The 21,592-nt window shown below is 66.4% G+C and carries 18 protein-coding genes; 11 read left to right on the top strand and 7 right to left on the bottom strand.

Going from position 1 to position 21,592, the window contains the following annotated elements:
* The first annotated feature begins 81 nt into the window (after positions 1 to 81).
* Genes ALVIN_RS15455 through ALVIN_RS15480 form a run of 6 tightly spaced genes read left to right on the top strand, consistent with a single transcriptional unit; the run spans position 82 to position 5,966 of the window.
* Complete coding sequence (locus ALVIN_RS15455) at positions 82 to 2,901, top strand: monovalent cation/H+ antiporter subunit A (RefSeq protein WP_012972264.1); 2,820 nt, start codon at positions 82 to 84, stop codon at positions 2,899 to 2,901.
* 1 nt (position 2,902) lies between these two features.
* Positions 2,903 to 3,256: a Na+/H+ antiporter subunit C gene (locus tag ALVIN_RS15460; RefSeq protein WP_012972265.1), complete on the top strand. Its 354-nt coding sequence runs from the start codon at positions 2,903 to 2,905 to the stop codon at positions 3,254 to 3,256.
* The gene (locus tag ALVIN_RS15465; RefSeq protein ID WP_012972266.1) at positions 3,253 to 4,806 is read left to right on the top strand and encodes a monovalent cation/H+ antiporter subunit D; all 1,554 of its coding nucleotides are present in this window, start codon (positions 3,253 to 3,255) and stop codon (positions 4,804 to 4,806) included. The genes ALVIN_RS15460 and ALVIN_RS15465 overlap by 4 nt, the downstream gene beginning before the upstream one ends.
* Positions 4,803 to 5,294: a Na+/H+ antiporter subunit E gene (locus tag ALVIN_RS15470; RefSeq protein ID WP_012972267.1), complete on the top strand. Its 492-nt coding sequence runs from the start codon at positions 4,803 to 4,805 to the stop codon at positions 5,292 to 5,294. The genes ALVIN_RS15465 and ALVIN_RS15470 overlap by 4 nt, the downstream gene beginning before the upstream one ends.
* Positions 5,288 to 5,557, top strand: coding sequence for a K+/H+ antiporter subunit F (locus tag ALVIN_RS15475; RefSeq protein WP_012972268.1), 270 nt, complete (start codon positions 5,288 to 5,290; stop codon positions 5,555 to 5,557). Before ALVIN_RS15470 ends, ALVIN_RS15475 begins: the two co-directional genes overlap by 7 nt.
* Positions 5,558 to 5,561: 4 nt before the next feature.
* A complete protein-coding gene (locus ALVIN_RS15480) occupies positions 5,562 to 5,966 on the top strand; it encodes a Na+/H+ antiporter subunit G (RefSeq protein ID WP_407637046.1) in 405 nt (134 codons plus the stop codon).
* On the opposite strand, the gene ALVIN_RS15485 is transcribed toward ALVIN_RS15480, so the two are convergent.
* The 6 genes from ALVIN_RS15485 to ALVIN_RS15510 all read right to left on the bottom strand — a co-directional run bounded on the left by ALVIN_RS15485 (position 5,899) and on the right by ALVIN_RS15510 (position 12,395).
* Positions 5,899 to 6,348 carry a molybdenum cofactor biosynthesis protein MoaE gene (locus ALVIN_RS15485; protein ID WP_012972270.1) on the bottom strand — a complete coding sequence of 150 codons (450 nt, stop codon included), beginning with the start codon at positions 6,346 to 6,348 and terminating at the stop codon, positions 5,899 to 5,901. The genes ALVIN_RS15480 and ALVIN_RS15485 overlap by 68 nt on opposite strands.
* 39 nt (positions 6,349 to 6,387) lie before the next feature.
* Positions 6,388 to 9,480 carry an ammonium transporter gene (amt, locus tag ALVIN_RS15490; protein WP_012972271.1) on the bottom strand — a complete coding sequence of 1,031 codons (3,093 nt, stop codon included), beginning with the start codon at positions 9,478 to 9,480 and terminating at the stop codon, positions 6,388 to 6,390.
* A gap of 168 nt (positions 9,481 to 9,648) precedes the next feature.
* Complete coding sequence (locus ALVIN_RS15495; protein WP_012972272.1) at positions 9,649 to 10,221, bottom strand: NnrU family protein; 573 nt, start codon at positions 10,219 to 10,221, stop codon at positions 9,649 to 9,651.
* 61 nt (positions 10,222 to 10,282) lie between these two features.
* Positions 10,283 to 10,786, bottom strand: coding sequence for a SixA phosphatase family protein (locus tag ALVIN_RS15500; RefSeq protein WP_012972273.1), 504 nt, complete (start codon positions 10,784 to 10,786; stop codon positions 10,283 to 10,285).
* 131 nt (positions 10,787 to 10,917) lie between these two features.
* Positions 10,918 to 11,793 (bottom strand): fructosamine kinase family protein, encoded by an 876-nt coding sequence (locus ALVIN_RS15505; protein ID WP_012972274.1) that lies wholly within the window; start codon positions 11,791 to 11,793, stop codon positions 10,918 to 10,920.
* The gene (locus ALVIN_RS15510; RefSeq protein WP_012972275.1) at positions 11,790 to 12,395 is read right to left on the bottom strand and encodes an HNH endonuclease; all 606 of its coding nucleotides are present in this window, start codon (positions 12,393 to 12,395) and stop codon (positions 11,790 to 11,792) included. Before ALVIN_RS15510 ends, ALVIN_RS15505 begins: the two co-directional genes overlap by 4 nt.
* A 169-nt stretch (positions 12,396 to 12,564) precedes the next feature.
* Between ALVIN_RS15510 and ALVIN_RS15515 the strand changes: the two genes are divergently transcribed.
* From ALVIN_RS15515 to ALVIN_RS15525, 3 genes are all read left to right on the top strand, one after another.
* Positions 12,565 to 14,805 carry a primosomal protein N' gene (locus ALVIN_RS15515; protein WP_190275507.1) on the top strand — a complete coding sequence of 747 codons (2,241 nt, stop codon included), beginning with the start codon at positions 12,565 to 12,567 and terminating at the stop codon, positions 14,803 to 14,805.
* 234 nt (positions 14,806 to 15,039) lie between these two features.
* Positions 15,040 to 16,821, top strand: coding sequence for an arginine--tRNA ligase (argS, locus tag ALVIN_RS15520; RefSeq protein ID WP_012972277.1), 1,782 nt, complete (start codon positions 15,040 to 15,042; stop codon positions 16,819 to 16,821).
* Between the two features lies 1 nt (position 16,822).
* Positions 16,823 to 17,467, top strand: a complete 645-nt coding sequence (locus ALVIN_RS15525; RefSeq protein ID WP_012972278.1) for an SPOR domain-containing protein — start codon at positions 16,823 to 16,825, stop codon at positions 17,465 to 17,467.
* Here ALVIN_RS15525 and ALVIN_RS15530 read toward each other — a convergent pair.
* The gene (locus ALVIN_RS15530) at positions 17,460 to 18,773 is read right to left on the bottom strand and encodes an APC family permease (RefSeq protein ID WP_012972279.1); all 1,314 of its coding nucleotides are present in this window, start codon (positions 18,771 to 18,773) and stop codon (positions 17,460 to 17,462) included. The genes ALVIN_RS15525 and ALVIN_RS15530 overlap by 8 nt on opposite strands.
* 183 nt (positions 18,774 to 18,956) lie before the next feature.
* Between ALVIN_RS15530 and ALVIN_RS15535 the strand changes: the two genes are divergently transcribed.
* Both ALVIN_RS15535 and feoB read left to right on the top strand, forming a co-directional pair.
* On the top strand, positions 18,957 to 19,247 hold the full coding sequence (locus tag ALVIN_RS15535) for a FeoA family protein (protein WP_012972280.1): 291 nt from the start codon (positions 18,957 to 18,959) through the stop codon (positions 19,245 to 19,247).
* On the top strand, positions 19,244 to 21,589 hold the full coding sequence (gene feoB, locus ALVIN_RS15540) for a Fe(2+) transporter permease subunit FeoB (RefSeq protein ID WP_012972281.1): 2,346 nt from the start codon (positions 19,244 to 19,246) through the stop codon (positions 21,587 to 21,589). Before ALVIN_RS15535 ends, feoB begins: the two co-directional genes overlap by 4 nt.
* Positions 21,590 to 21,592 lie beyond the last annotated feature (3 nt).

Consider the following 21,592-nt stretch of genomic DNA (forward strand, 5'->3'; position numbering starts at 1 on the left):
CCCGGTGTCTCCCGTGATCCGATCCGGCGAATCGGTCCTCGACTTGCCATTGGGCCGTTCCGCTGGCAGAGTCGCGGCACTATGAATCTGTCCTTCGTCGTACTCCTACCCTTCTTCGGCGCGGTCCTGACGGGCTGGGTGTCCCATTTCGGGCGCATGAAATCCGCCTGGACGGCCGGCGCCGTGACCCTGCTGGCCGTGCTCTGTCTGGCACCGTTTGCACCGACGCCCTTCGCCGGCGAGACGGTGCTGTGGCGTCTGGACTGGATCCCGGCGGTCGGGCTGGATCTGGCCTTCCGGCTCGACGGGCTGGGGCTGCTGTTTGCGTCCATGATCCTGGGCATCGGACTGCTGGTCATCCTCTATGCCCGCTACTATCTGCCCGAGCGCGATGGGCTGGGACGCTTCTATGCCTATCTGCTGTTCTTCATGGGCTCGATGCTCGGCATCGTGCTGTCGGAGAACGTGATCCTGATGCTGATCTTCTGGGAGCTAACGAGTCTGTCGTCGTTCCTGCTGATCAGCTATTCCTACCGCAAGCCGGAGAGCCGGCGCGGGGCGCGCATGGCGCTCGCGGTCACGGGCATGGGCGGACTGGCGCTGCTCGGCGGTTTGCTGCTGCTCGGCGAGATGGCCGGCAGCTATGACCTCTCGGTGATCCTGACCCAGGGCGAGGCAGTGCGCGCCGACCCGCTCTATACCCCGATGCTGGTGCTGATCCTGCTCGGAGCCTTCACCAAGTCGGCGCAGTTCCCGTTCCATTTCTGGCTGCCGCACGCGATGGCCGCACCGACGCCGGTCTCGGCCTATCTGCATTCGGCGACCATGGTCAAGGCCGGGATCTTTCTGCTGGCGCGGCTGTTCCCGGTGCTCTCGGGCACGCCGGAATGGACCTGGCTGGTGATCGGCGCCGGGTTGGCCACGCTCCTGATCGGCGCCGGCGTGGCGCTGTTCAAGCATGACCTCAAGGGGCTGCTGGCCTACTCGACCGTCAGTCATCTGGGACTGATCACGCTCCTGTTCGGACTCGGCACCCCGCTGGCGGCGGTGGCGGCCGTCTTCCATATCTTCAATCACGCGACCTTCAAGGCGTCGCTGTTCATGGCCGCCGGAATCATCGACCACGAGTGCGGCACGCGCGACATGCGCCGTATCAATGGTCTGTGGCGCTTCATGCCCTATACCGCGACCCTGGCGATGGTGGCGGCGGCCTCGATGGCGGGCGTGCCGCTGTTCAACGGCTTCCTGTCGAAAGAGATGTTCTTCGCCGAGACCGCCGATTTCTCCACCGGCTTCGAATACGGCTGGCTGCTGCCCTCACTCGTGGTCGCCTCGGGTGTGATGGCGGTGGCCTATTCGCTGCGCTTCATCCACGACGTCTTCTTCAACGGCGAGCCGGTCGACCTGCCGCGCACGCCGCACGAACCGCCGTTCTGGATGAAGGCGCCGGTGGCGATCCTGGTGGCCATCTGTCTGCTGGTCGGCATCCTGCCGGCGCTCACGGTCGATCCGATTCTGCGCATGACCGTCGCCAGTGTCCTGCAGGCCCCGCCGCCTGAGTTCGATCTGGCCATCTGGCATGGCTTCGGGCTGCCGGTGGTCATGAGTCTGGTGGCGCTGGTCGGGGGGCTGTCGATCTATGCCGCGCGCCGGCCGCTGTTCCGGATCGCTGCGCGGATGGAGGGGTGGCTCGACGCGCGAGCCATGTATGAGTGGCTGCTGGCCGAGTTGATGCTGTTTTCGGGCTGGATCACCCGGCGGCTGGACAACGGCTCGCTGCAACGGCTGGTGCTGGTGCTGCTGCTGACGGTGCTCGTGTTCGGCGTGCTCGGGTTCGTCGGTTCCGGCTCGCCGCTGACCGGAACGCGCGCCATCCTGCCGATCGATGGTGTCAGTCTGACCATGACCGCCGGGCTGATCCTGGTGACGCTGGTGACGGTCGCCCTGCATCGGCGCCGCTTCACGGCGCTGGTCGTGGTCGGCGCACTCGGACTGCTTGTGGCGCTGATCTTCGTCAAGTTCTCCGCGCCCGATCTGGCCCTGACCCAGCTCTCCGTCGAGATCGTGACCATCGTGCTGCTGCTGCTGGCGCTCTATTTCCTGCCGCAGCGCGGACCGGACGAGTCGAGCGCCGCGCGGCGCTGGCGCGACGCCGTGGTCGCGGGTCTGGCCGGACTCGGCGCCGGTGTCCTGACCTGGACCATCCTCACCCGCCCGCTGGAATCGATCTCGGATTACTTCATCGCCAACAGTCTGCCGGGCGGCGGCGGCTCGAACGTGGTCAACGTCATCCTGGTCGATTTCCGGGGCTTCGATACCCTGGGCGAGATCACAGTGCTGGCGCTCGCCGGACTCGGCATCCATGCCATGCTCTATGGCCTGCGGTTGCCGGGCCTGACACACGATGCCGATGGTCGCCCCTGGAACTGGGACACCCATCCGGCGATCATGGCGGCGCTCGCGCGGCTGCTGCTGCCGCTGGCGCTGCTGGTGTCGATCTTCATCTTCCTGCGCGGACACAATGAGCCGGGCGGCGGGTTCATCGCCGGGCTGATCACGGCGGTGGCGCTCATCATGCAGTATCTGACCAATGGCGTGGCCTGGACCCATCGGCGACTGTCGAGCAACATGCTGCCGCTGATCGGCGCGGGTCTGCTGATCGCGACCCTGACCGGGCTTGGGAGTCTGGTGTTCGGCTATCCCTTCCTGACCTCCAGCTTCACCCATATCCACTGGCCGATCGTCGGCGACTTCGAGCTGGCCACGGCCATGCTGTTCGATCTGGGCGTCTATCTGGTGGTGGTCGGCGCGACCCTGTTGATCCTGATCCATCTGGGGTTGATGCATCGCGCCACCCATCCCGGAGCGGACGGTTCACACGCAAACCAGGAGCCGGCCTGACATGGAAGCCCTGATGAGTCTGATCGTCGGTGTGCTGACCGCCGGTGGCGTCTATCTGCTGCTGCGCGCGCGCACCTTCTCCGTGGTGCTGGGCCTGACCCTGCTGACCTATGCGGTCAATCTGTTCCTGTTCGCCAGCGGACGCCTGACCATCGGCGCGCCGCCGATCCTCGATCCCGAGGTGAGTCGCTATACCGATCCCCTGCCCCAAGCGCTGGTGCTCACGGCCATCGTCATCAGCTTCGCCATGACCGCCTTCGTCATCATGCTGGCGCTGCGGGCGCGCGCCGAACTGGGCAACGATCATGTCGACGGTCGGGCGAGTGTCCGTGACAGCCAGGAGTCGGAGACATGAACCATCTCGTCATCGCTCCGCTACTGCTGCCGCTGCTGGTCGGCACCCTGTTGCTGCTGTCGCGGCGGACACTGTCGCTCGCCGCGCGCCGTAGCCTGAATCTGGCGGCGATCCTGGGGCAGATCCTGCTCGCGATCGAACTGCTGATCCTGGTCGGGGACGGCACCGTCCTCACCTATCATCTGGGCCACTGGCCCGCCCCCTGGGGTATCGTGCTGGTGGCCGACCGGCTGGCGGTGTGGATGCTGCTGGTGACGTCACTGCTGGCGTTCTTCGCGCTACTGCATGCCATGCAGGGCACCGACACGTGCAGCCGCCATTTCCATCCGCTGTTCCAGCTCCAGTTGTTCGGTCTCAACGGGGCCTTCCTGACCGGGGATCTGTTCAATCTGTTCGTCTTCTTCGAGATCCTGCTGCTGGCTTCCTACGGTCTGCTGGTGCATGGCGGCGGGGCGGCGCGGGTGCGCGCCGGACTGCATTTCGTCGTCATCAATCTGGTCGGCTCGACGCTGTTCCTGTTTGCGGCCGGCGCTTTCTATGGTCTGACCGGCACGCTCAATCTGGCCGATCTGTCGCTGAAGATCGCGCAGCTGCCGCCCGAGGATCTGGGACCGGCGCGGGTGGCGGCGCTGCTGCTGCTGGCGGTGTTCGCGCTCAAGGCGGCCTTGGCGCCACTGCATCTGTGGCTGCCTTCGGCCTATGCCTCGACCTCGGCGCCGGTGGCGGCACTGTTTGCCATCATGACCAAGGTCGGCGCCTATTCACTGCTTCGCGTCGAGACGCTGCTGTTCGGCGAACAGGCCGGCATCCTGGCCGGGTTCTATGCCGCCTGGCTTTTGCCGCTGGGGCTGCTGACCCTGGCGCTCGGTGCGCTGGGCGCGCTGGCGGCGACCGAGTTGCGCCGGCAGATCGCCTATCTGGTGGTGGTCTCGGTCGGATTGCTGCTGGCCGCGTTCGGACTCGGCAGTCGCGAGGGGATCGCGGCCGGACTCTATTATCTGGTCCATACCACCTTTGCGACGGCGGCCTTCTTCCTGCTGGCCGATCTCATCACGCGCGAGCGCGGCCGGGCGGCCGACCGGCTGGTGCCGGGGCCGGCGCTGCCGAATGCCGGGCTGCTCGGCGGGCTGTTCTTCGTCGCGGCACTGCTGGTCGCGGGGTTGCCGCCGCTCTCGGGCTTCGTCGGCAAGTTCCTGGTGCTGCGCGCGGCGCTCGCTGAATCGGTCTGGCCCTGGATGCTGGCGGTGGTCCTGGTCGGCGGCCTGCTGGGCATCGTCGCCCTGGCACGTTCGGGCAGTCTGCTGTTCTTCCATATCCGGGGCGCCGGCTCTGGCGAACCCACCCATCCGCCACCGGCGAAGGGTCTGCCCGGCGCGTCGCTGCCGACCATCGGGCTGCTCCTGCTGTGTCTGGCGCTGCTGATCGGCTCGGGTCCGGTGCTGGATCTGGCCGAGGCGACCGCTGGACAATTGCTCGATCCGGCCGGCTACATCCAGGCGGTGCTCAAACCCGTCGGAATCCAGATCGCCCCCTGGGAGGCCGGGTCATGAAACGCTGGCTGCCGCATCCGATCCTCACGCCGACGCTCGCCCTGATCTGGGTGCTGCTGGCCAACAGTCTCGCGCCCGGCTCCGTCCTGCTCGGACTGCTGCTCGGCTGGCTGATCCCCATCTTCACCCTGCGCTTCTGGCCGGACCCGGTGCCCGTGCGCCGGCCGCTGACCCTGCTGCGTTTCCTGCTGGTGGTGGGATACGACATCCTGGTCGCCAATCTGGCCGTGGCCTGGCTGATCCTGCGCGGTGCCAATCACATCCGACCCGCTTTTGTGGAGGTTCCGCTGGATCTGCGCTCGGAGCTGGGTATCAGTCTGCTGGCCAACACCATCTCGCTCACGCCGGGAACCGTGTCGTCCTGGCTGAGTCCGGATCGGCGCATCCTGGTGGTGCAGGGGCTGGACGTGGCCGATCCCGAGGCGTTGATCGCGACCATCAAGCGCCGCTACGAGACACCCATCCGCGAGGTCTTCGAGTCATGCTGAACATCGCCGTACTCATCGCCTTCGCCCTGGTGACGGCCGCCATCGGTCTGACCTTCTGGCGCCTGCTGACCGGGCCGGACAAGCCCGATCGCATCCTGGCGCTCGATACGCTCTATGTGAACGCCATCGCGCTCCTGGTGCTGCTGGGGATGCATCTGGACTCGGCGCTCTATTTCGAGGCGGCGATCCTGATCGCCATGATGGGCTTCATTGGAACCGTCGCGCTGTGCAAGTATCTGCTGCGCGGCGACATCATCGAATAGGTGCATGATGCTGGAGATCACGCTGACGGTCCTGATCCTGGTCGGGGCCGTGTTCACCTTCATCGGCTCGCTGGGACTGGCGCGGATGCCGGATTTCTACACCCGGCTGCATGGACCGACCAAGGCCACGACCATCGGTGTCGGCAGTCTGCTGATCGCGTCCATGATCCATTTCAGCACCCAGGACAATGGGCTGAGTTTCCATGAGGTGCTGGTGACGCTGTTTCTCTTCATCACCGCGCCGGTGAGCGCGCATCTGCTGTCGAAGGCGGCGCTGCATCGGCGCATCCGGTCGCTCTCCGAGCCGCCGCCGCTGATCGACGCGACCGACCACAACGCCGTCACCAGCGACGAGCCGCCTCCAAGTCCGTCGCCCGCTCCTCGACCCAGCGCTCACCCGTCTCGGTAAGCTCCTTCTTCCAGAAGGGCGCGCGCGTCTTGAGCGCGTCGATGAGGAATTCACAGGCACGGAAAGAGTCGCCCCGGTGCTGGCTGACGACCCCGACGAAGACGATGGGGTCGAGCGGCTCCAGCGTTCCGACCCGATGCACGAGGCGGATGCCCTCCAGGTCCCAGCGCTCACCGGCCTCCGCGACGAGCGCGCTGAGCGCCTTCTCGGTCATGCCCGGATAGTGCTCCAGCATCATGCGCGCGACACCGACACCTTCGTTGAGATCGCGCATCAGCCCAACGAAGGTGACGAGCGCGCCAACACGCGGATTGTCCTGAAACAGCGCCTCCTGCTCGGCGCGGATGTCGAAGGGTTCTGTCTGGATTCGGATGGCGTTCATGCGCAGTCAGAGTCAGTGCTTGCTTGAAGGAACGAAATTTCAGACCGTCTCTTCGGGAACGGTCGGTTTGAAATGACGGGATGAGATCAGAGAGACATCCTCCGCGAGCAACCGCTCGACTTCCTCGACCGGCATGGGCCGACGGAAGAAGAAGCCCTGGTAGAACTGACAGCCCTCCCGGCGCAGAAATTCGAGCTGCCCCGGCGTTTCCACACCTTCGGCGAGCGTTTTGAGACCCAGTCCGCGCGCCAGTGACAGAATCGCGGTGCAGATGGCCGCATCCTCCGCGTTGACATCGCATTCAGCCACGAAGGCGCGATCGATCTTCAGCGTATCGACCGGGAAACGTTTCAGATAGCTCATCGACGAATAGCCCGTGCCGAAGTCATCGAGGGCGATCTCCAGGCCGAGCCGTTTGAGTCGGCGCAGTGTCTCGATACAGACGTCGGTGTCGTGTGCCAGCACGGTCTCGGTGATCTCGAGTTCCACCGCTGTCACGGCCGTTCCCTCTTCGGTCAGAATGCGCTCGACCGTTTCGGCGAAGCCCAGGCGCAGAAACTGGCGCCCGGAGACGTTGACAGCGATCCGTGGCGGGCTGAGTCCGCGTTCGCGCCAGACGCGGTGTTGTCGGCACGCCGTTCGCAACACCCATTCGCCGACGAGTTCGATCAGGCCCAGTTCCTCCAGGATCGGTACGAAGACCGTCGGCGAAACCATCCCCTTGCCCGGATGCCGCCACCGCAGCAGCGCTTCGAGTCCGACGATCCGACCGGACCCCACCTCCACCTGTGGCTGATAGAACAGCTCCAGTTCGCCGCGATCGAGCGCATCGCGCAAATCGTTCTCGAATTCCAGTCGCTCGGAGATCTCCGAGGCCAGCACGGGATCGAAGAGCTGACAGTGCCCTCGACCGTTGCTCTTGGCGCGGTAGAGCGCCAGATCGGCATTGCGGATCAACAGGTCGGCGCTGGTTCCCCCCTCCGGATAGAGCGCGGCCCCGATACTGGTCGGCACGCGGATCGAGCGTCCCGCGAGCGGATGCGGCTCGGCCAGTCGCGCGATGATGTCGGCGGCCTTGTGCATGACCGCGTCGCGATCCTGGACGCCCAGCAGCGCGACGACGAACTCATCGCCGCCCCAGCGCGCCACCAGATCCTCACTGCGCAACACGGAACGCAAGCGCTCGGCCACGGTGCGCAGGAGCTGGTCGCCGGCGGCGTGCCCCAGGGTGTCGTTGATGGTCTTGAAGCGGTCCAGATCCAGAAACAGCACGGCGATCTGGGCCGGCTCCGGCCCCATCAGATGGATGCTCAGGTTCTGGCGGAAGAACTGCCGGTTCGCCAGACCGGTCAAGCCGTCATAGTGCGCCAGTTGGTGCAGACGACGCTGGACCTCGCGCTGGCGGGTGATGTCGCGCGCATGGAAGTTGAACTCGGGATACGGCCCGCTCTTGACGCGCGCGATCGTCAACTCGGCCGGAAAGGTCTCGCCACTGATGCGCTTGAGGATGGTATGAGAGCGCTGGTTGACCACGAAGCGCCCTTCGGTGACGAACCCCTGCGCCAGCGCCTCGTCGTAGGCCGGACGGGCTTCGTCCGGGATGAGGATGTCGGCGAGCGGGCGTCCCAGCACGGCGCGACGCGAACAGCCCAGGGTTCGGGCCGCCGCCGGGTTGATCTCCAGCAGATGGCCCTCGTGGTCGATGGTGAGGATACAGTCGAGCACGGCGTCGAGGATGGCGCTCTTGCGGGTCTCGCTGGCTGTCAGATCGCGCAGGATGGCCTCGCGCTTGTGGATCTCTTCGCTGACCCGTTGCAGAACATGATTGTATTGGCGGGCGATCTGCCCGACTTCCGTGTGCGGCTCGGCGAAGACACGGCGCGAGAAGTCGCCATGCCGCCGCTGGGTGTCCATCTCCGTCAGCAGATCCAGGATCTCGGTGCTCGCCCCATGCTCGGCCACATTGAGTCCGAGCCGCTCGGACTCCGGGTCGACCCGCAACCGATAGAGACGGTCCAGGAGCCAGAGCGCCGCCAGACTGACCCCGAAGGCATACGCACCCACGGCCAGGATGCCCAGGGTCTGGATCTCGAGCTGCGCCAGACGCCCGCCGGTCAGTTCGAAGTCGGTCACGGGGGCGAAGAGCGCCACGGCCAGGGTGCCCCAGATGCCCGCGAAGAGGTGGGCCGGGATGGCGCCCACGGCATCGTCGATGCGTAGCCGCTCCAGTGTCGCCGTACCGAGCGAGACCACCAGTCCGGCGACGGCTCCGATCAGGGCGGCAAAGGCCGGTTCTTGCAGATGACAGGAGGCCGTGATGCCGACCAGTCCGCCGATGATGCCGTTGAGCGGCTCGGTCACGATCAGTTGGCGGTGAACCGCATAGCTGTAACCCATGGCCGTGAGTCCGCCGGCGGACGCCGCCAGAAAGGTATTGATCAGGATCAGGGGGACCTGGGTGTCGAAGGCCAGGGTACTGCCGCCGTTGAAGCCGAACCAGCCGAGCCAGAGCAGCATGACGCCGAGCGTCGTCAGGGGCAGGTTGCCGCCCCGCATCGTCTGGCCCGCACTGTCGAAGCGGCCATGGCGCGGACCGAGCCGCAGCACGGCCGCCAGCGACACCCAGCCGCCCACCGAATGGACCACGGTGGAGCCGGCAAAGTCGATGAATCCCAGGTGCGCCAGCCAGCCGTCCCGCGCCTCGTGCGGCAGGCCGCCCCAGGCCCAATGACCGGTCACGGGATAGATGAGGATCACCATGACCAGAGCCATGATCGCATAGGCCAGGAAACGCATGCGTTCGGCCACGGCCCCCGAGACGATGGTGGCCGAGGTGCTGCAGAACATCGCCTGAAAGACGAAGAAGCTCAGCATCCAGGGCGATTGCCCGGTTCCGAAGCAGAAACCGTCCGTGCCGATCCAGCCGCCCCAGGTCTCGCCGAACATGAGCGCATACCCGAGCACCCAGAAGGCAAAGCCGGCGACACAGAGGTCCAGGATGTTCTTGATCGCGACGTTGATGCTGTTCTTGGCGCGGACCAGCCCGGTTTCCAGACAGAGAAAACCGGCTTGCATCAGGAACACCAGGCAAGCGCAGACGAGGAGCCAGACGATGTCGAGGGTGGCAGTCATGGAGGGGCGCGTACAGGGCCGATGATCTGTCCGAAAGGATACAGATTCCGGCCCCATCCCTTCATGCAAAATCGGCACGCCACGGATGCCATCCGTTCGGCCGGGCATCTCGGGCATCTATCCGGCAGGACGGGATTCATTCTTTCAGTGCCGTCCATGGCATGGCCGTCAACCGATCGGCGCCACCCCCATCATGGCGCGGTGCAGCCAGAACATGAACAGCAGATAGAGCCCCAGCCCGCCGACGATGGCGATGGCGTCGTTGATGGGACCGGGGGGCGCGCCCTGGACCGGCGGTGCCGTGCGGTGCTTGAGCGAGATCCGGTCCGCGATCGCCCAGGCGAGGAAGGCACCGAAGAGCAGCACATCAGCCAGCATCCCATTGGCGAGCAGATGGGCGAAGGCCCAGATCTTGACCGCCAGCAGCATCGGATGCTTGACGGTGCGCTGGATGCGCCCCGGAAGATAGGCGGCGAACAGCAGCGGGAACACCGGCAGCATCAGCAGCAGATTGATGTGCCGGAGCCAGGTCGGCGGATCATAGAGCGGAATGGGTGACAGCCGCGCTTGACCATATCCCTGGAGGATCAGCAGGAAGCCGATCAGCGAGATCAGCCCATAGACGGCCTGCCAGGGCACGAGTCCGAAGCGCCCGACGACCGTGGCACGCAGATCGGGTCTGACGATCGAGATGGAGTGCATCCCGAGAAAGAGCATGAGTCCAAGAATGAGTACAGCCATTGGATGGATCCTGAGTGGAAACGAAGACCTGGATTGGATTGTAGGTGCCCAAGCGGCCGTTTCAACGCGGACGGGTGATGGAGATCAGATGGGCGCTGCCCGGATCGAGCCGACTCCAGTCGTCGGGCATCTCCAGACGCGCGACCGTAGCCGTGGGCAGGAGCTTGCCGTCGGCGGGTCGCTCGACCTCCTCGCCGGCCAGATGCAGCAGCAGTTCCTCCAGCCCCGGATTGTGACCGACCAGCAGCACGGTCGCGGCCTCGCCGGGACAGCGGGCGAGCACGTCGAGGAGTGCCGGAACGCCGGCTTCATAGATCTCGGCGTCCCAAGCGATGCGTTTCTTCTTGAAATCCAGACGCTTGCAGACCTTGATCGCGGTCTGGCGCGCACGCTCGGCCGGTGAGCTGACCACGTGGTCCGGCACCAGCCCTTCGCGATAGAGCCAGGAGCCGACCTTGGGCGCGTCGTTCTTGCCGCGCTTGGCCAGTGGGCGCTCGAAATCGCTCGCCGCGCCCGAGTCCCAGTCCGATTTGGCGTGACGCAGTAACAACAACTCACGTGGCATGTGAAAAAAGGGATCGGTGTAACTCAAGGGATGTATGAAAACCGCCGGGTCTCGCGTCATCGTCAGGACGCGAGATTGGAAATCACTCGATTGGAACACGGTTTTAACACATCCGTAATTTTGGCGTCACCTCAAGCGGTCTCGGCGAGCAGGCGTTCGATCATGGATTGGGACTGCCGAAGATAGCCGCCGCCGAAGAGGTTGAGATGATTGAGGACGTGATAGAGGTTGTAGAGAATGCGGCGCACGGCATAGGCGGGATCGAGCGGCCAGGCTTCGCGATAGGCGGCCTGGAAGCGCGAGCCGAAGCCGCCGAAGAGTTCGGTCATGGCCAGATCGGCCTCGCGGTCGCCATGATAGACGGCCGGATCGAAGATGACCGGCTCGCCTTCGGGTGTGGCGCCGATGTTGCCGCCCCAGAGATCGCCATGCAGGAGCGACGGGGGCGGCGCATGGCCGATGAGGGCGTCGAGTCTGGACAGCAACCGCTCGCCGTCGGACTGAAGGCGTCCGCGATGACCGTTGGCGGCAGCGAGCGCGAGCTGCGGGCCGAGTCGACGGTCACGCCAGAAGGCGACCCAGTCAGAGTGGGGTGCGTTGAGCTGGGGGGTGGAGCCGATGGTGTTGTCGCGATGCCAGCCGAAGCGTTCGGCGGTGACGCGGTGCAGCGCGGCCAGCTGGTGTCCGGCGCGCTCGCCGTCGAGCCGTCCGCCCAGATCCAGCCGCTCCATCACCAGGAAGCTCTCGCCGCCGGCAAGCCCGACGCAGACCGGCTCTGGCACCCGGATGGCCCGCGCGGCGGCGAGTGCCGCCAGTCCCTCGGACTCGGCCTCGAACATGTCGAGCCGTTCGGGCGTGTTGAGCTTGACGAAGAAGGCGCGGCTCCCGTCTTCGACGACGGCGGCTCGGTTGATGCAGCCGCCGCCGACCGGGCGCTGGCGTTGGATCTGGAAAGACTCGCCCGTGGCTGCGCCGATGTGTTCGGCGATCAGGTCCCAGCGCGTCATTCGGCGCTTCCGCGCCCGAGACGCCGATGCAGGGGGCTGGAACGCGGGAAGTGCGCGCGCAGAAAATGCATCTGGTCGGCCAGGACGTGGCGGCCCATCAGATAGACGTATTCGGCATGGGTCGGGGTGAAGGGGACGGCGAGCAGTTCCATCCCCGCATCCTCGGGCGTGCGCCCGGCCTTGTGGTTGTTGCAACGCACGCAGGCGGTGACGACGTTGCTCCAGACGTCCTGCCCGCCCCGGCTGGTGGGGCGCACATGGTCGCGCGAGAGCTGGCGTGCCGGGAAGCGCTGACCGCAGTAGAGACACATATGGTCGTCGCGCTGGAAGAGCGTGCGGTTGGAGAGCGGGGGTGAATAGTCATCGCGCGGCTGGTCGAGTGCGTGATGCAGACCATGAGTGGCGATGATCGAGTGGATCCGAAGCTGGCTCTGGCGGCCCGTGCCGGCGTTGATCCCGCCGCGCAGCAGGAACAGCGGATCGCCGCAGGAATAGGCGACCAAGCCGAGGACATGGAGTCGTGCGGCGTCGCGATAGTCGACCCACTCCAGCGGCATGCCCGCCAGATCCGTTCGCAGTACCTGTTGAGTCAGTAAAGACATAGTGGCTGGATACGGCTCGGAATGTTCGAGTCATCATACACGCTCGCTTCGGTCGCGCAACCGTGTTTCACTGCATGGTTCTCATCCTGTTGGGTGGCCGACGCCTGTCCGGTCGCCCCCATGACACCCTGGCCACGACAACTCCGAAACAGACGGTTCCACGCCCATCGTGAACGCTCCACAGCCAGACACGGCCGCTGAAGCCGTCTTGCGTATCGCAGTCGAGGCGCCGCTGGCCGACACCTTCGACTATCTGCCGCCGATCGATCCGCCGCTCGCTCGGCTGCGTCCGGGGATGCGCCTGCTGGTTCCGTTCGGGCGCGGCTCCCGGGTCGGAATCCTGATGGCGGTCGTCGATCGGAGCACGCATCCGGTCGACAAGCTCAGGCGGGTCGAGCGCGTGCTGGACCCCGAGCCGCTGCTCGACGAGCCGGATCTGAAGCTGCTGGCCTGGGCGGCGGCCTACTATCAGCAACCGATCGGCGAGGCGCTGTTTGCGGCGATTCCGGCGCGTCTGCGCGATCCCGAGCCGCTGCCGCTGGAGACGACGCCCGGACTCCAGGCGACCGCGTCCGGCCGGGCGCTGGATCTGGAGACGCTCGCGCGCGCCCCCAAGCAGCGCGCACTCCTCGATGCACTGCGCTCCGAACCCGAAGGACTGACGCTCGGCGAGCTGGCGACACGATTCGGCGATAATCAGAGCGCGATACGGGCGCTCAGATCCAAAGGGTTGATCACTGACATTCAGCTCGCGCGTGCGGCCGATTCCGTCGCCGAGACGCCGTCGCTCGTCGGCCCCGAACTCCATGCTGAGCAGGCGGCCGCCGTCGCGGCGGTGCAAGCCGCCTTCGGCGCCTTCGGCGCCTTTCTGCTCGACGGCGTGACCGGCAGCGGCAAGACCGAGGTCTACATTCGCCTGATCGAGTCCGTCATCGCCCAGGGTCGACAGGCGCTGGTGGTGGTTCCCGAGATCGGCCTGACGCCCCAGTTGCGCGAACGCTTCCGCACCCGGCTGCCCGGCCCCATCGCCGTGCTGCATTCGGCGCTCAAGGCCAGCGAGCGCGAGCGCAACTGGCTGCGCGCGGCGCGCGGCGAAGCCAATCTCATCCTCGGCACGCGCTCGGCCGTACTGGCGCCGATTCCGCGTCTGGGACTGATCGTGGTCGACGAGGAGCACGACGACTCGCTCAAGCAGCAGGACGGACTGCGCTACTCAGGACGCGATCTGGCGGTGCGCCGCGCCCAGCTCGCCGGCTGTCCGGTGGTGCTGGGTTCGGCCACGCCCTCGCTGGAGACCCTGCGCAACGCTCAGCTCGGACGCTACCGCTGGCTGCGTCTGACCGAGCGCGCCGGCGGGGCACGACCGCCGACGATCTCGATCCTCGACATCCGCAATCAGCCATTGCGCGCCGGACTCTCGCCGCTACTGCGCGACCACATGCTGGCCGAACTGACGGCGGGCAATCAGATCCTGCTCTTTCTCAACCGGCGCGGCTATGCGCCCGTGCTCACCTGTCATGCCTGCGGCTGGGTCGGCGAGTGTCCGCACTGCGACGCGCGTCTGACCCTGCATCTGAGCGAGCGGCGGCTGTGGTGTCATCATTGCGGCTGGTCCTGTCTCCAGCCGGGCCAGTGTCCCAAGTGCCGGAGCCTGGAACTGCGGATGCTCGGACGCGGCACCGAGCGGCTGGAAGAGGAACTGGTCGAACTCTTCCCCGAGACGCGGATCGCCCGGCTCGATCGCGACAGCACGCGCCGCCGGGGCGAACTCGGGCGGGTGCTGGACGCCGTTCACAGCGGCGAGACCCAGATCCTGCTCGGCACCCAGATGTTGGCCAAGGGACACGACTTTCCGGGCGTGACCCTGGTCGGCATCCTGGAACTCGACCAGTCGCTCTATGCCAGTGATTTCCGTGCCGCCGAGCGCACCGCTCAACTCATCGTGCAGGTGGCCGGACGCGCCGGACGCGCCGAGCGTCCGGGACGGGTGGTGCTCCAGACCCGTCATCCCGAGCATCCGTTGCTGCAATCGCTGCTGCGCGAGGGCTATTCGGGCTTCGCGGAGGCGGCGCTGCGCGAGCGCGCCGAGGCCGAGCTGCCGCCCTACAGTCATCTGGCGCTCGCACGGGCCGAAGCGCCCGATCCCGAGGACGCGCTGGCCTTTCTGCGTCAGGTGCGCGAACTCGGCGAACGGCTCGACGGCGACTCGGGCGCGATCCTGCTGCTGGGACCGATCCCGGCGCCGATGGAACGCCGCGCCGGACGCCATCGCGCGCAACTCCTGATCCAGTGTGCCGAGCGTCCGCGTCTGCAACGCTTCCTCACCCGCTGGGTGAACGACGTCCGCACCCTGCCCAGACGCAAAGGGTTGCGCTGGTCGCTCGACGTCGATCCGCGCGATCTGCTGTAAACCATTTGCGACGCCGATTCAGGTATGCTTAGCGCTTCGGATCGGACCCAAGGGAGAATCGTTGCTGGACGTCGCCGCGACGCTTCGCATCAGCCCATCCGTTGCTTCCCCGGTCCAGCCGCCGATCATGTCATTCACTCCAGCAGATCGCTTTGCCCGACGCACCGGCTCGTGGCCGACAACCGGCCTCAGGCGTCCCCGTCCCGGCGCGAAGCGGTCGAGCCTTTATTCGCAATGAAGCCAGACATCAAAGCCATCCTGTCCGCCGCACTCGACACCCTGATCGCCGAGGGCCGGCTCACACTCACCGAGCGCCCCGAGATCCAGGTCGAACGCGCCAAGGACAGCGCACACGGCGATTTCGCCTCCAACCTGGCCATGCTGCTGGCCAAGCCCGCGCGTGCCAAGCCGCGCGATCTGGCCCAGCAACTGGTCGACGCCCTGCCGGCCTCGCCGCTGGTGGCGCGGGTGGAGATCGCCGGTCCCGGATTCATCAACTTCTTCCTCGCCGAGGACGCCTATCGCACCCTGGTGCCGCGCATCCTCGACGCCGGTCCCGACTATGGCCGTAGCCATATCGGCGCCGGTCAGCGGGTGCAGGTCGAGTTTGTCTCGGCCAATCCGACCGGCCCTCTGCATGTCGGCCACGGTCGCGGCGCGGCCTATGGCGCCGTGGTCGCCGATCTGCTCGAAGCGGTCGGCTTCGACGTGCACCGCGAGTACTACGTCAACGACGCCGGACGCCAGATGGACATCCTGGGCACCTCGGTCTGGCTGCGCTATCTGGAGCTGTGCGGTGAGGAACTGCGGTTCCCGAGCAACGGCTACAAGGGCGACTATGTGTGGGACATCGCCGCGACACTGCACCGCGAGCATGGCGATGCCTACCGGGTCGAGGCCGAGCAGGTGTTCGCGGGGCTTCCCGCCGACGCCCCGGTCGAGGGCGAGCCGCAGGATCAAACCGGCGACAAGGAGGCTCACATCGACGGTCTGATCGCGGCGGCTAAGCGGCTCTTGGGCGACAACCGCTATCGCTATGTCTTCGAGCTGGGTCTGAACACCATCCTTGACGACATCCGCGAGGATCTGGCGCAGTTCGGCGTGACCTATCAGGAGTGGTACTCGGAGCGCTCTCTGACCGAGAGCGGCGCGGTCAACCGCGCCATCGAGCGGCTGCGCGAATCCGGGCACGTCTACGAGCAGAACGGCGCACTCTGGTTCCGCTCGACCGCTTTCGGCGACGAGAAGGATCGGGTCGTCGTGCGCGAGAACGGTCAGAGCACCTATTTCGCCTCCGACATCGCCTATCACATGGACAAGCTCGAACGCGGCTTCGACCGGGTGATCGACATCTGGGGCGCCGACCATCACGGCTACATCCCGCGCGTCAAGGCCGCGCTCCAGGCGCTCGGGGACGACGCCGACAAGCTCGACGTGCTGCTGGTGCAGTTCGCCATCCTCTATCGCGGCGGCGAGAAGGCGCAGATGTCGACCCGCTCCGGCGAGTTCGTCACCCTGCGCGAGCTGCGCCAGGAAGTCGGACGCGACGCGGCGCGCTTCTTCTATGTCATGCGCCGCTGCGAGCAGCATATGGACTTCGACCTGGATCTGGCCAAGTCCGAGTCCTCCGACAACCCGGTCTACTATGTGCAATACGCCCATGCGCGCATCTGTGCCGTGCTGCGTCAGGCGGCCGAACGCGGACTGGCGGTCGAACCGAGTGCGGGCACGCACAACCTGGAACGCCTCACCGAGGCCCACGAGCAGGCGCTGCTGCGCACCCTCGGCCGCTATCCCGAGACCGTCGAGCAGGCCGCGCTCAAGGCCGAGCCGCACCAGATCACGCACTATCTGCGCGAGCTGGCCAATGATCTGCACACCTATTACAACGCCCATCCGTTCCTGGTCGACGACAGCGCACTGCGCGATGCCCGGATCAAGCTGATCCTGGCCACGCGCCAGGTGCTGCGCAACGGGCTGGGGCTGATCGGCGTTTCGGCGCCGGAGACTATGTGAGATGGCCAAGGACTATTATCGCGGCAAGCCCGCGCCGCCCTCCCCGCCCTCGACGCCCCCTATCCGGCGCAAGCCCAGTCGTTCATGTATCGGCTGGATGGTCGGCGGCGTGGCGCTGGGCGTGGTCGGCTCCCAGGTGCTGGCGCCCAAGGAGGGATCGCCCGAGGATTCGGGCGGTGTGGCGCGGGCCGGTCAGTCCGTGCCCAAGCCGACCTTCACCTACGAGAAGATCCTGAGCGAAGCCGAAGTCGACATCAGCAAAGGGCCGCCGCTACCGCCGCCGGCGCCACGCCCACAGCCGCAGACGGAACCTCCGCGTGCCGACATCGAGTCCGCTCCCCCGTCCGAACCGGCTCCGGCTTCCGAGCCTTTGGCGTCAGACCCGCTTCCGCCCCCGAACGAGCCGGGCCGTGGAACCTATGTGGTGCAGGTCGCCTCCTTCAGCCGTCCGGCGGACGCCGAACGGCTCAGGGAACGCCTCGCTCAGATCGGCCTGTCGACCAGCATCCAGACGGCTACCCTCCAGAATGGCAAGACGGCCTATCGGGTGCGAACCGGCGGCTATGCCAGCCGTTCGGAGGCCGAGCAGGTGCGTGCGCTGCTCAAGCGCCATGGTCAGGACGGTATGACGATCCCGATCAAGTGAGGTTCGAGCGCCGCGCCAGACGATAGGCCAGCCAGCCGGCTCCGACGGTCGCGGCGCCGACGGCGACCACGAGCGGGCGCTCATGGATGGCGTGCAGCACCATCCAGCCCATGAGCGCCAGGAAACCCAGGGTCGTGAAGGGATGGCCCCAGGTCCGATAGGGGCGGATCAGATCCGGCTCGCGCGCCCGCAGCACGAAGACGCCCGCGACCGTGAGTGCGGCGAACACCGAGAGCGTGAAGCCGGCATAGCTGATCAGGGTCTCGAAACTCGCCGTGACCAGCATCAGGATCGCCAGCCCCGACTGGAGCCAGATCGCGATCGACGGCCCCCCGCCATCGACACGACGCGCGAGCCAGGCCATGGCCCGATAGTCGCGCCCCATGGCTTCGTAGATGCGTGGTCCGGTCATGACCAGGGCGCCCACGGTCGAGACCAGCCCCAGGGCGATCAGCCCGCTCAGCAGACGTCCGCCCGACTCACCGAAGATATGGCTAGCGGCCACATGGCCGACCCGCTCATTGGCCGCCGCCAGTTCATCGGGCGGCGCCGCGCCGAGAAAGACCGCATTCAGGCCCAGATAGAGCAGTGTGACCGTCAGCGTCCCCAGCATCAGCGCGATCGGTAGCCGGCGTCCCGGATCGCGCACCTCGCCCGCGACATAGGCCGCCGCGTTCCAGCCGGTGTAGGCATAGGAGATATAGATCAGGCCGACGGCAAAGGCCGGCGACAGCACGGCCTCCAGCATGGGCGGGGCATCCTGCCCGGCGAGCCGTTCGGGCCGGATGGCGAACAGGCCGCCCAGGATGAACAGCAGGATCAGCAGCAGCTTGAGCCATGTGAACAGATCCTGGACACGGCTGCCGGCCGAGAGCCGGACCGAGTGCAGGATCGAGGCGCCGACCACCAGTACCAGTCCGGAGACGACCGGCGGAAGGCGATCGGAGCCGAGCGCCATATTGAGATATTCGCCGAACGCGATCGCGCTCGCGGCGATCGGCGCGGCAAAGCCCACCACCAGCGACACGAACCCGGCGATGAAACCCAGGGCCGGATGATAGATGCGCCCGAGCAGCCGATATTCCCCGCCATTGTGCGGCAGGGCCGCAACCAGCTCGGCATAGGCCAGCGAGCCGCAGGCCGCCGCCAGCCCGCCGAGCAGCCAGGCCATCAGCACCGCCGGCTGCGACCCCAGATCACGCATCAGAAAGCCCGTGGTCGTGAACACCCCGGTACCGATCATGGTGGCGATCACGAGCAGGATCGCGGTTCGCAGTCCGAAATGTTGGGTGAGGGCGTTTGGCATGGGAAGCGCGTCGAAGGTGGGTTCAGGGGGGCGATGATTTGAACCGTAAAGACGCGCCTGATGCAAAGAATTTCACCAACACGCTCGGTACTCGGTTCGCCGGGCCTGCGCGATCCATTGGGTTCGGGTTATGCTTTGGTCTCATTCAACGCCGCGCCCGATCGTTCCGAGCCGTACCGACCCATGTCCCAGACCTCAGATCCGCTCCGTCTCACCGATCTTCCAGACGACACCCCGGCGCGACTCGCCGAGATCCTGGGTGGGCGCCAGCTCACGCGCCGCCTGCTGGCGCTGGGGCTGCGTCAGGGCAGTCCGCTGTGTATCGTCCAGCGGCGCGGCAAGGGACTGGTGCTCGCCAGCGGTGAACTGCGGATCGCCATCGGTACCGGGATCGCCGAGAAACTCTGGGTGATACCCGAGAGCGATCAGGCCGCGTTCGCAATGCAAGAGCGATCGGGAGACGAGGCGGCATGAACGGAACCGATCGCGACACCGCCTCCAGCGTCGTCAGGCTACGTCCGCCGTTGACGTTCGCCCTGGCCGGAAACCCCAACTGCGGCAAGTCGGCCCTCTTCAACGCCCTGACCGGTATCCGCCAGACCACGGGCAACTGGCCGGGCGTGACGGTCGAGCGCAAGGAAGGCTCACTGGAACTCGATGGACGCAAGGTGCGGGTGATCGACCTGCCCGGGATCTACTCGCTCGACGCCAGCTCGCTCGACGAGATGGTCACGCGCGACTATCTGCTCGGGCGCGAGGCCGATCTCATCGTCAACGTGCTCGATGCCAGCAATCTGGAGCGTCATCTCTATCTGACCGTGCAGTTGCTGGAGATGGGCGTGCCCGTCCTGATCGCGCTCAACATGATGGACATCGCGCGCAAGCGCGGCATCCAGATCGACACCGGGGCGCTGAGCGAGGCGCTCGGCTGTCCGGTCGTGCCGCTGGTGGCGGTCAGCAAAGAGGGTCTGACCGAGTTGCAGGCGCGACTGCTGGCGGTGGCCGAGGGGCGCGAGCCGGCCGGTATGGCGCTCACGCATGGCGAATGCGTCGAGGCCGCGGTGCTGGAGCTGCTGCCCCGGCTCGAGGGCGCGGGGGACGGCGACACAGACACCGGGCACGCCAACGCGCGCTGGCTGGCGCTCAAGCTCCTGGAGTCAGACCCCATCGCCGAACACGCCGTCGGTCCCGAGACCCTGGGACTCGCCGAGTCACTGCGCCAGCAGATCGCTGAGCGCACGGGCGAGGATGCCGACCTGCACATCGCCGACACCCGCTTCGGTCATGCCCATGCACTCGCCCGGCGCGTGGTGCGCGAGGAGCGGCGCGTCGAGCGCACGGTCTCGGATCGCATCGATCAGGTGGTGCTCAGCCGGGTGTTCGGCATTCCGCTGTTCCTGCTGATGATCTATCTGATGTTCATGTTCACCATGAACATCGGCGGGGCCTTCATCGACTTCTTCGATCAGCTTGGGCAGGCGCTGTTCGTCGACGGACTCGGTGAACTGCTGGGCCGTGTCGGCGCGCCCGACTGGCTGACCCTGGTGCTGGCTACGGGCATCGGCGGCGGTCTCCAGGTGGTCGGCACCTTCATCCCCGTCATCGCCAGTCTCTATATCGTGCTCTCGATCCTGGAGGATTCGGGCTACATGGCGCGCGCGGCCTTCGTCATGGATCGCTTCATGCGCTCGATCGGGCTGCCGGGCAAGGCATTCGTGCCGCTGATCGTGGGTTTCGGCTGCAACGTGCCGGCTGTGATGGCCACGCGCACCCTGGAGAGCGAGCGCGAGCGCAAGCTGACCATCCTGATGAATCCCTTCATGTCCTGCGGGGCGCGACTGCCTGTCTATGCGCTGTTTGCCGCCGCTTTCTTTCCACACTCGGGGCAGAATCTGGTGTTCGTGCTCTATCTGACCGGGATTGCGGTGGCCATCCTCTCGGGGCTGGCGATGAAGCATACGCTGCTCAAGGGCGACAGCTCAGGGTTGTTGATGGAACTGCCGCCCTATCATCTGCCGACCGTCAAGGGCGTGATGCTGCGCACCTGGGACCGGGTGAAGCTCTTTCTGCGCGAGGCCGGCCGGGTGATCGTGCTCATGGTGCTGGCGCTCAACCTGCTGGCGACCATCGGCAGTGACGGCCGTCTGGGCAACTCGGACAGCGAGCATTCGATCCTGGCCGAGGTCAGCCGGGCTGCTACGCCGCTGTTTGCGCCCATGGGGATTCGCGAGGACAACTGGCCGGCGGTGCTCGGCATCTTCTCCGGTGTGCTGGCCAAGGAAGTGATCGTCGGCACGCTCGACTCGCTCTATGGGCGACTGGCCGCCGAGTCGCATCCGATCGAGGAACCCGAACCCTTCGATCTGTGGCGCGCGCTGGGCGCGGCGGCCGGCTCGATCGGCGAGAATCTCGGCCGGCTCGGCGAGCGTCTGCTCGACCCGCTCGGACTCGACATCGGCGAAGCCAGCGACCGCGAGACGGCCGCCGCCGAGCAGGGTGTGCAGACCGGCACCTTCGGTGCCATGGCCGAGCGCTTCGACGGTCAGGCCGGGGCGTTTGCCTATCTGCTGTTCGTGCTGCTCTATTTCCCCTGTGTGGCCACCATCGGGGCCATCGTGCGCGAATCAGGGGCGGCCTGGGCGACCTTCGTCGGATTCTGGACCACGGGTATCGCCTTCCTGACCGCGACCATCTTCTATCAGGCCGCGACCTTCGAGCGCGATCCGCTCACGGCCGGGCTCTGGATCGGCGGCGGGCCGGCGCTTTTCATCGCCGTGCTGATCGGCTTGCGGCTGTGGGCGGCGCGAGCGCCATGACGT

Origin of the sequence: Allochromatium vinosum DSM 180 (genome assembly GCF_000025485.1) — a bacterium.
Lineage (GTDB): Bacteria > Pseudomonadota > Gammaproteobacteria > Chromatiales > Chromatiaceae > Thermochromatium > Thermochromatium vinosum.

What these genes read in the sequence shown, in the direction of transcription:
- ALVIN_RS15455 (WP_012972264.1), top strand. Translation starts at nt 82, where the DNA reads ATGAATCTGTCCTTCGTCGTACTCCTACCCTTCTTCGGCGCGGTCCTG.
- ALVIN_RS15460 (WP_012972265.1), top strand. Translation starts at nt 2,903, where the DNA reads ATGGAAGCCCTGATGAGTCTGATCGTCGGTGTGCTGACCGCCGGTGGC.
- ALVIN_RS15525 (WP_012972278.1), top strand. Translation starts at nt 16,823, where the DNA reads ATGGCCAAGGACTATTATCGCGGCAAGCCCGCGCCGCCCTCCCCGCCC.
- feoB (WP_012972281.1), top strand. Translation starts at nt 19,244, where the DNA reads ATGAACGGAACCGATCGCGACACCGCCTCCAGCGTCGTCAGGCTACGT.
- ALVIN_RS15530 (WP_012972279.1), bottom strand. Translation starts at nt 18,773, where the DNA reads ATGCCAAACGCCCTCACCCAACATTTCGGACTGCGAACCGCGATCCTG.
- ALVIN_RS15485 (WP_012972270.1), bottom strand. Translation starts at nt 6,348, where the DNA reads ATGAACGCCATCCGAATCCAGACAGAACCCTTCGACATCCGCGCCGAG.
- ALVIN_RS15470 (WP_012972267.1), top strand. Translation starts at nt 4,803, where the DNA reads ATGAAACGCTGGCTGCCGCATCCGATCCTCACGCCGACGCTCGCCCTG.
- ALVIN_RS15505 (WP_012972274.1), bottom strand. Translation starts at nt 11,793, where the DNA reads ATGACGCGCTGGGACCTGATCGCCGAACACATCGGCGCAGCCACGGGC.
- argS (WP_012972277.1), top strand. Translation starts at nt 15,040, where the DNA reads ATGAAGCCAGACATCAAAGCCATCCTGTCCGCCGCACTCGACACCCTG.
- ALVIN_RS15535 (WP_012972280.1), top strand. Translation starts at nt 18,957, where the DNA reads ATGTCCCAGACCTCAGATCCGCTCCGTCTCACCGATCTTCCAGACGAC.
- ALVIN_RS15475 (WP_012972268.1), top strand. Translation starts at nt 5,288, where the DNA reads ATGCTGAACATCGCCGTACTCATCGCCTTCGCCCTGGTGACGGCCGCC.
- ALVIN_RS15465 (WP_012972266.1), top strand. Translation starts at nt 3,253, where the DNA reads ATGAACCATCTCGTCATCGCTCCGCTACTGCTGCCGCTGCTGGTCGGC.
- ALVIN_RS15500 (WP_012972273.1), bottom strand. Translation starts at nt 10,786, where the DNA reads ATGCCACGTGAGTTGTTGTTACTGCGTCACGCCAAATCGGACTGGGAC.
- ALVIN_RS15510 (WP_012972275.1), bottom strand. Translation starts at nt 12,395, where the DNA reads ATGTCTTTACTGACTCAACAGGTACTGCGAACGGATCTGGCGGGCATG.
- amt (WP_012972271.1), bottom strand. Translation starts at nt 9,480, where the DNA reads ATGACTGCCACCCTCGACATCGTCTGGCTCCTCGTCTGCGCTTGCCTG.
- ALVIN_RS15495 (WP_012972272.1), bottom strand. Translation starts at nt 10,221, where the DNA reads ATGGCTGTACTCATTCTTGGACTCATGCTCTTTCTCGGGATGCACTCC.
- ALVIN_RS15480 (WP_407637046.1), top strand. Translation starts at nt 5,562, where the DNA reads ATGATGCTGGAGATCACGCTGACGGTCCTGATCCTGGTCGGGGCCGTG.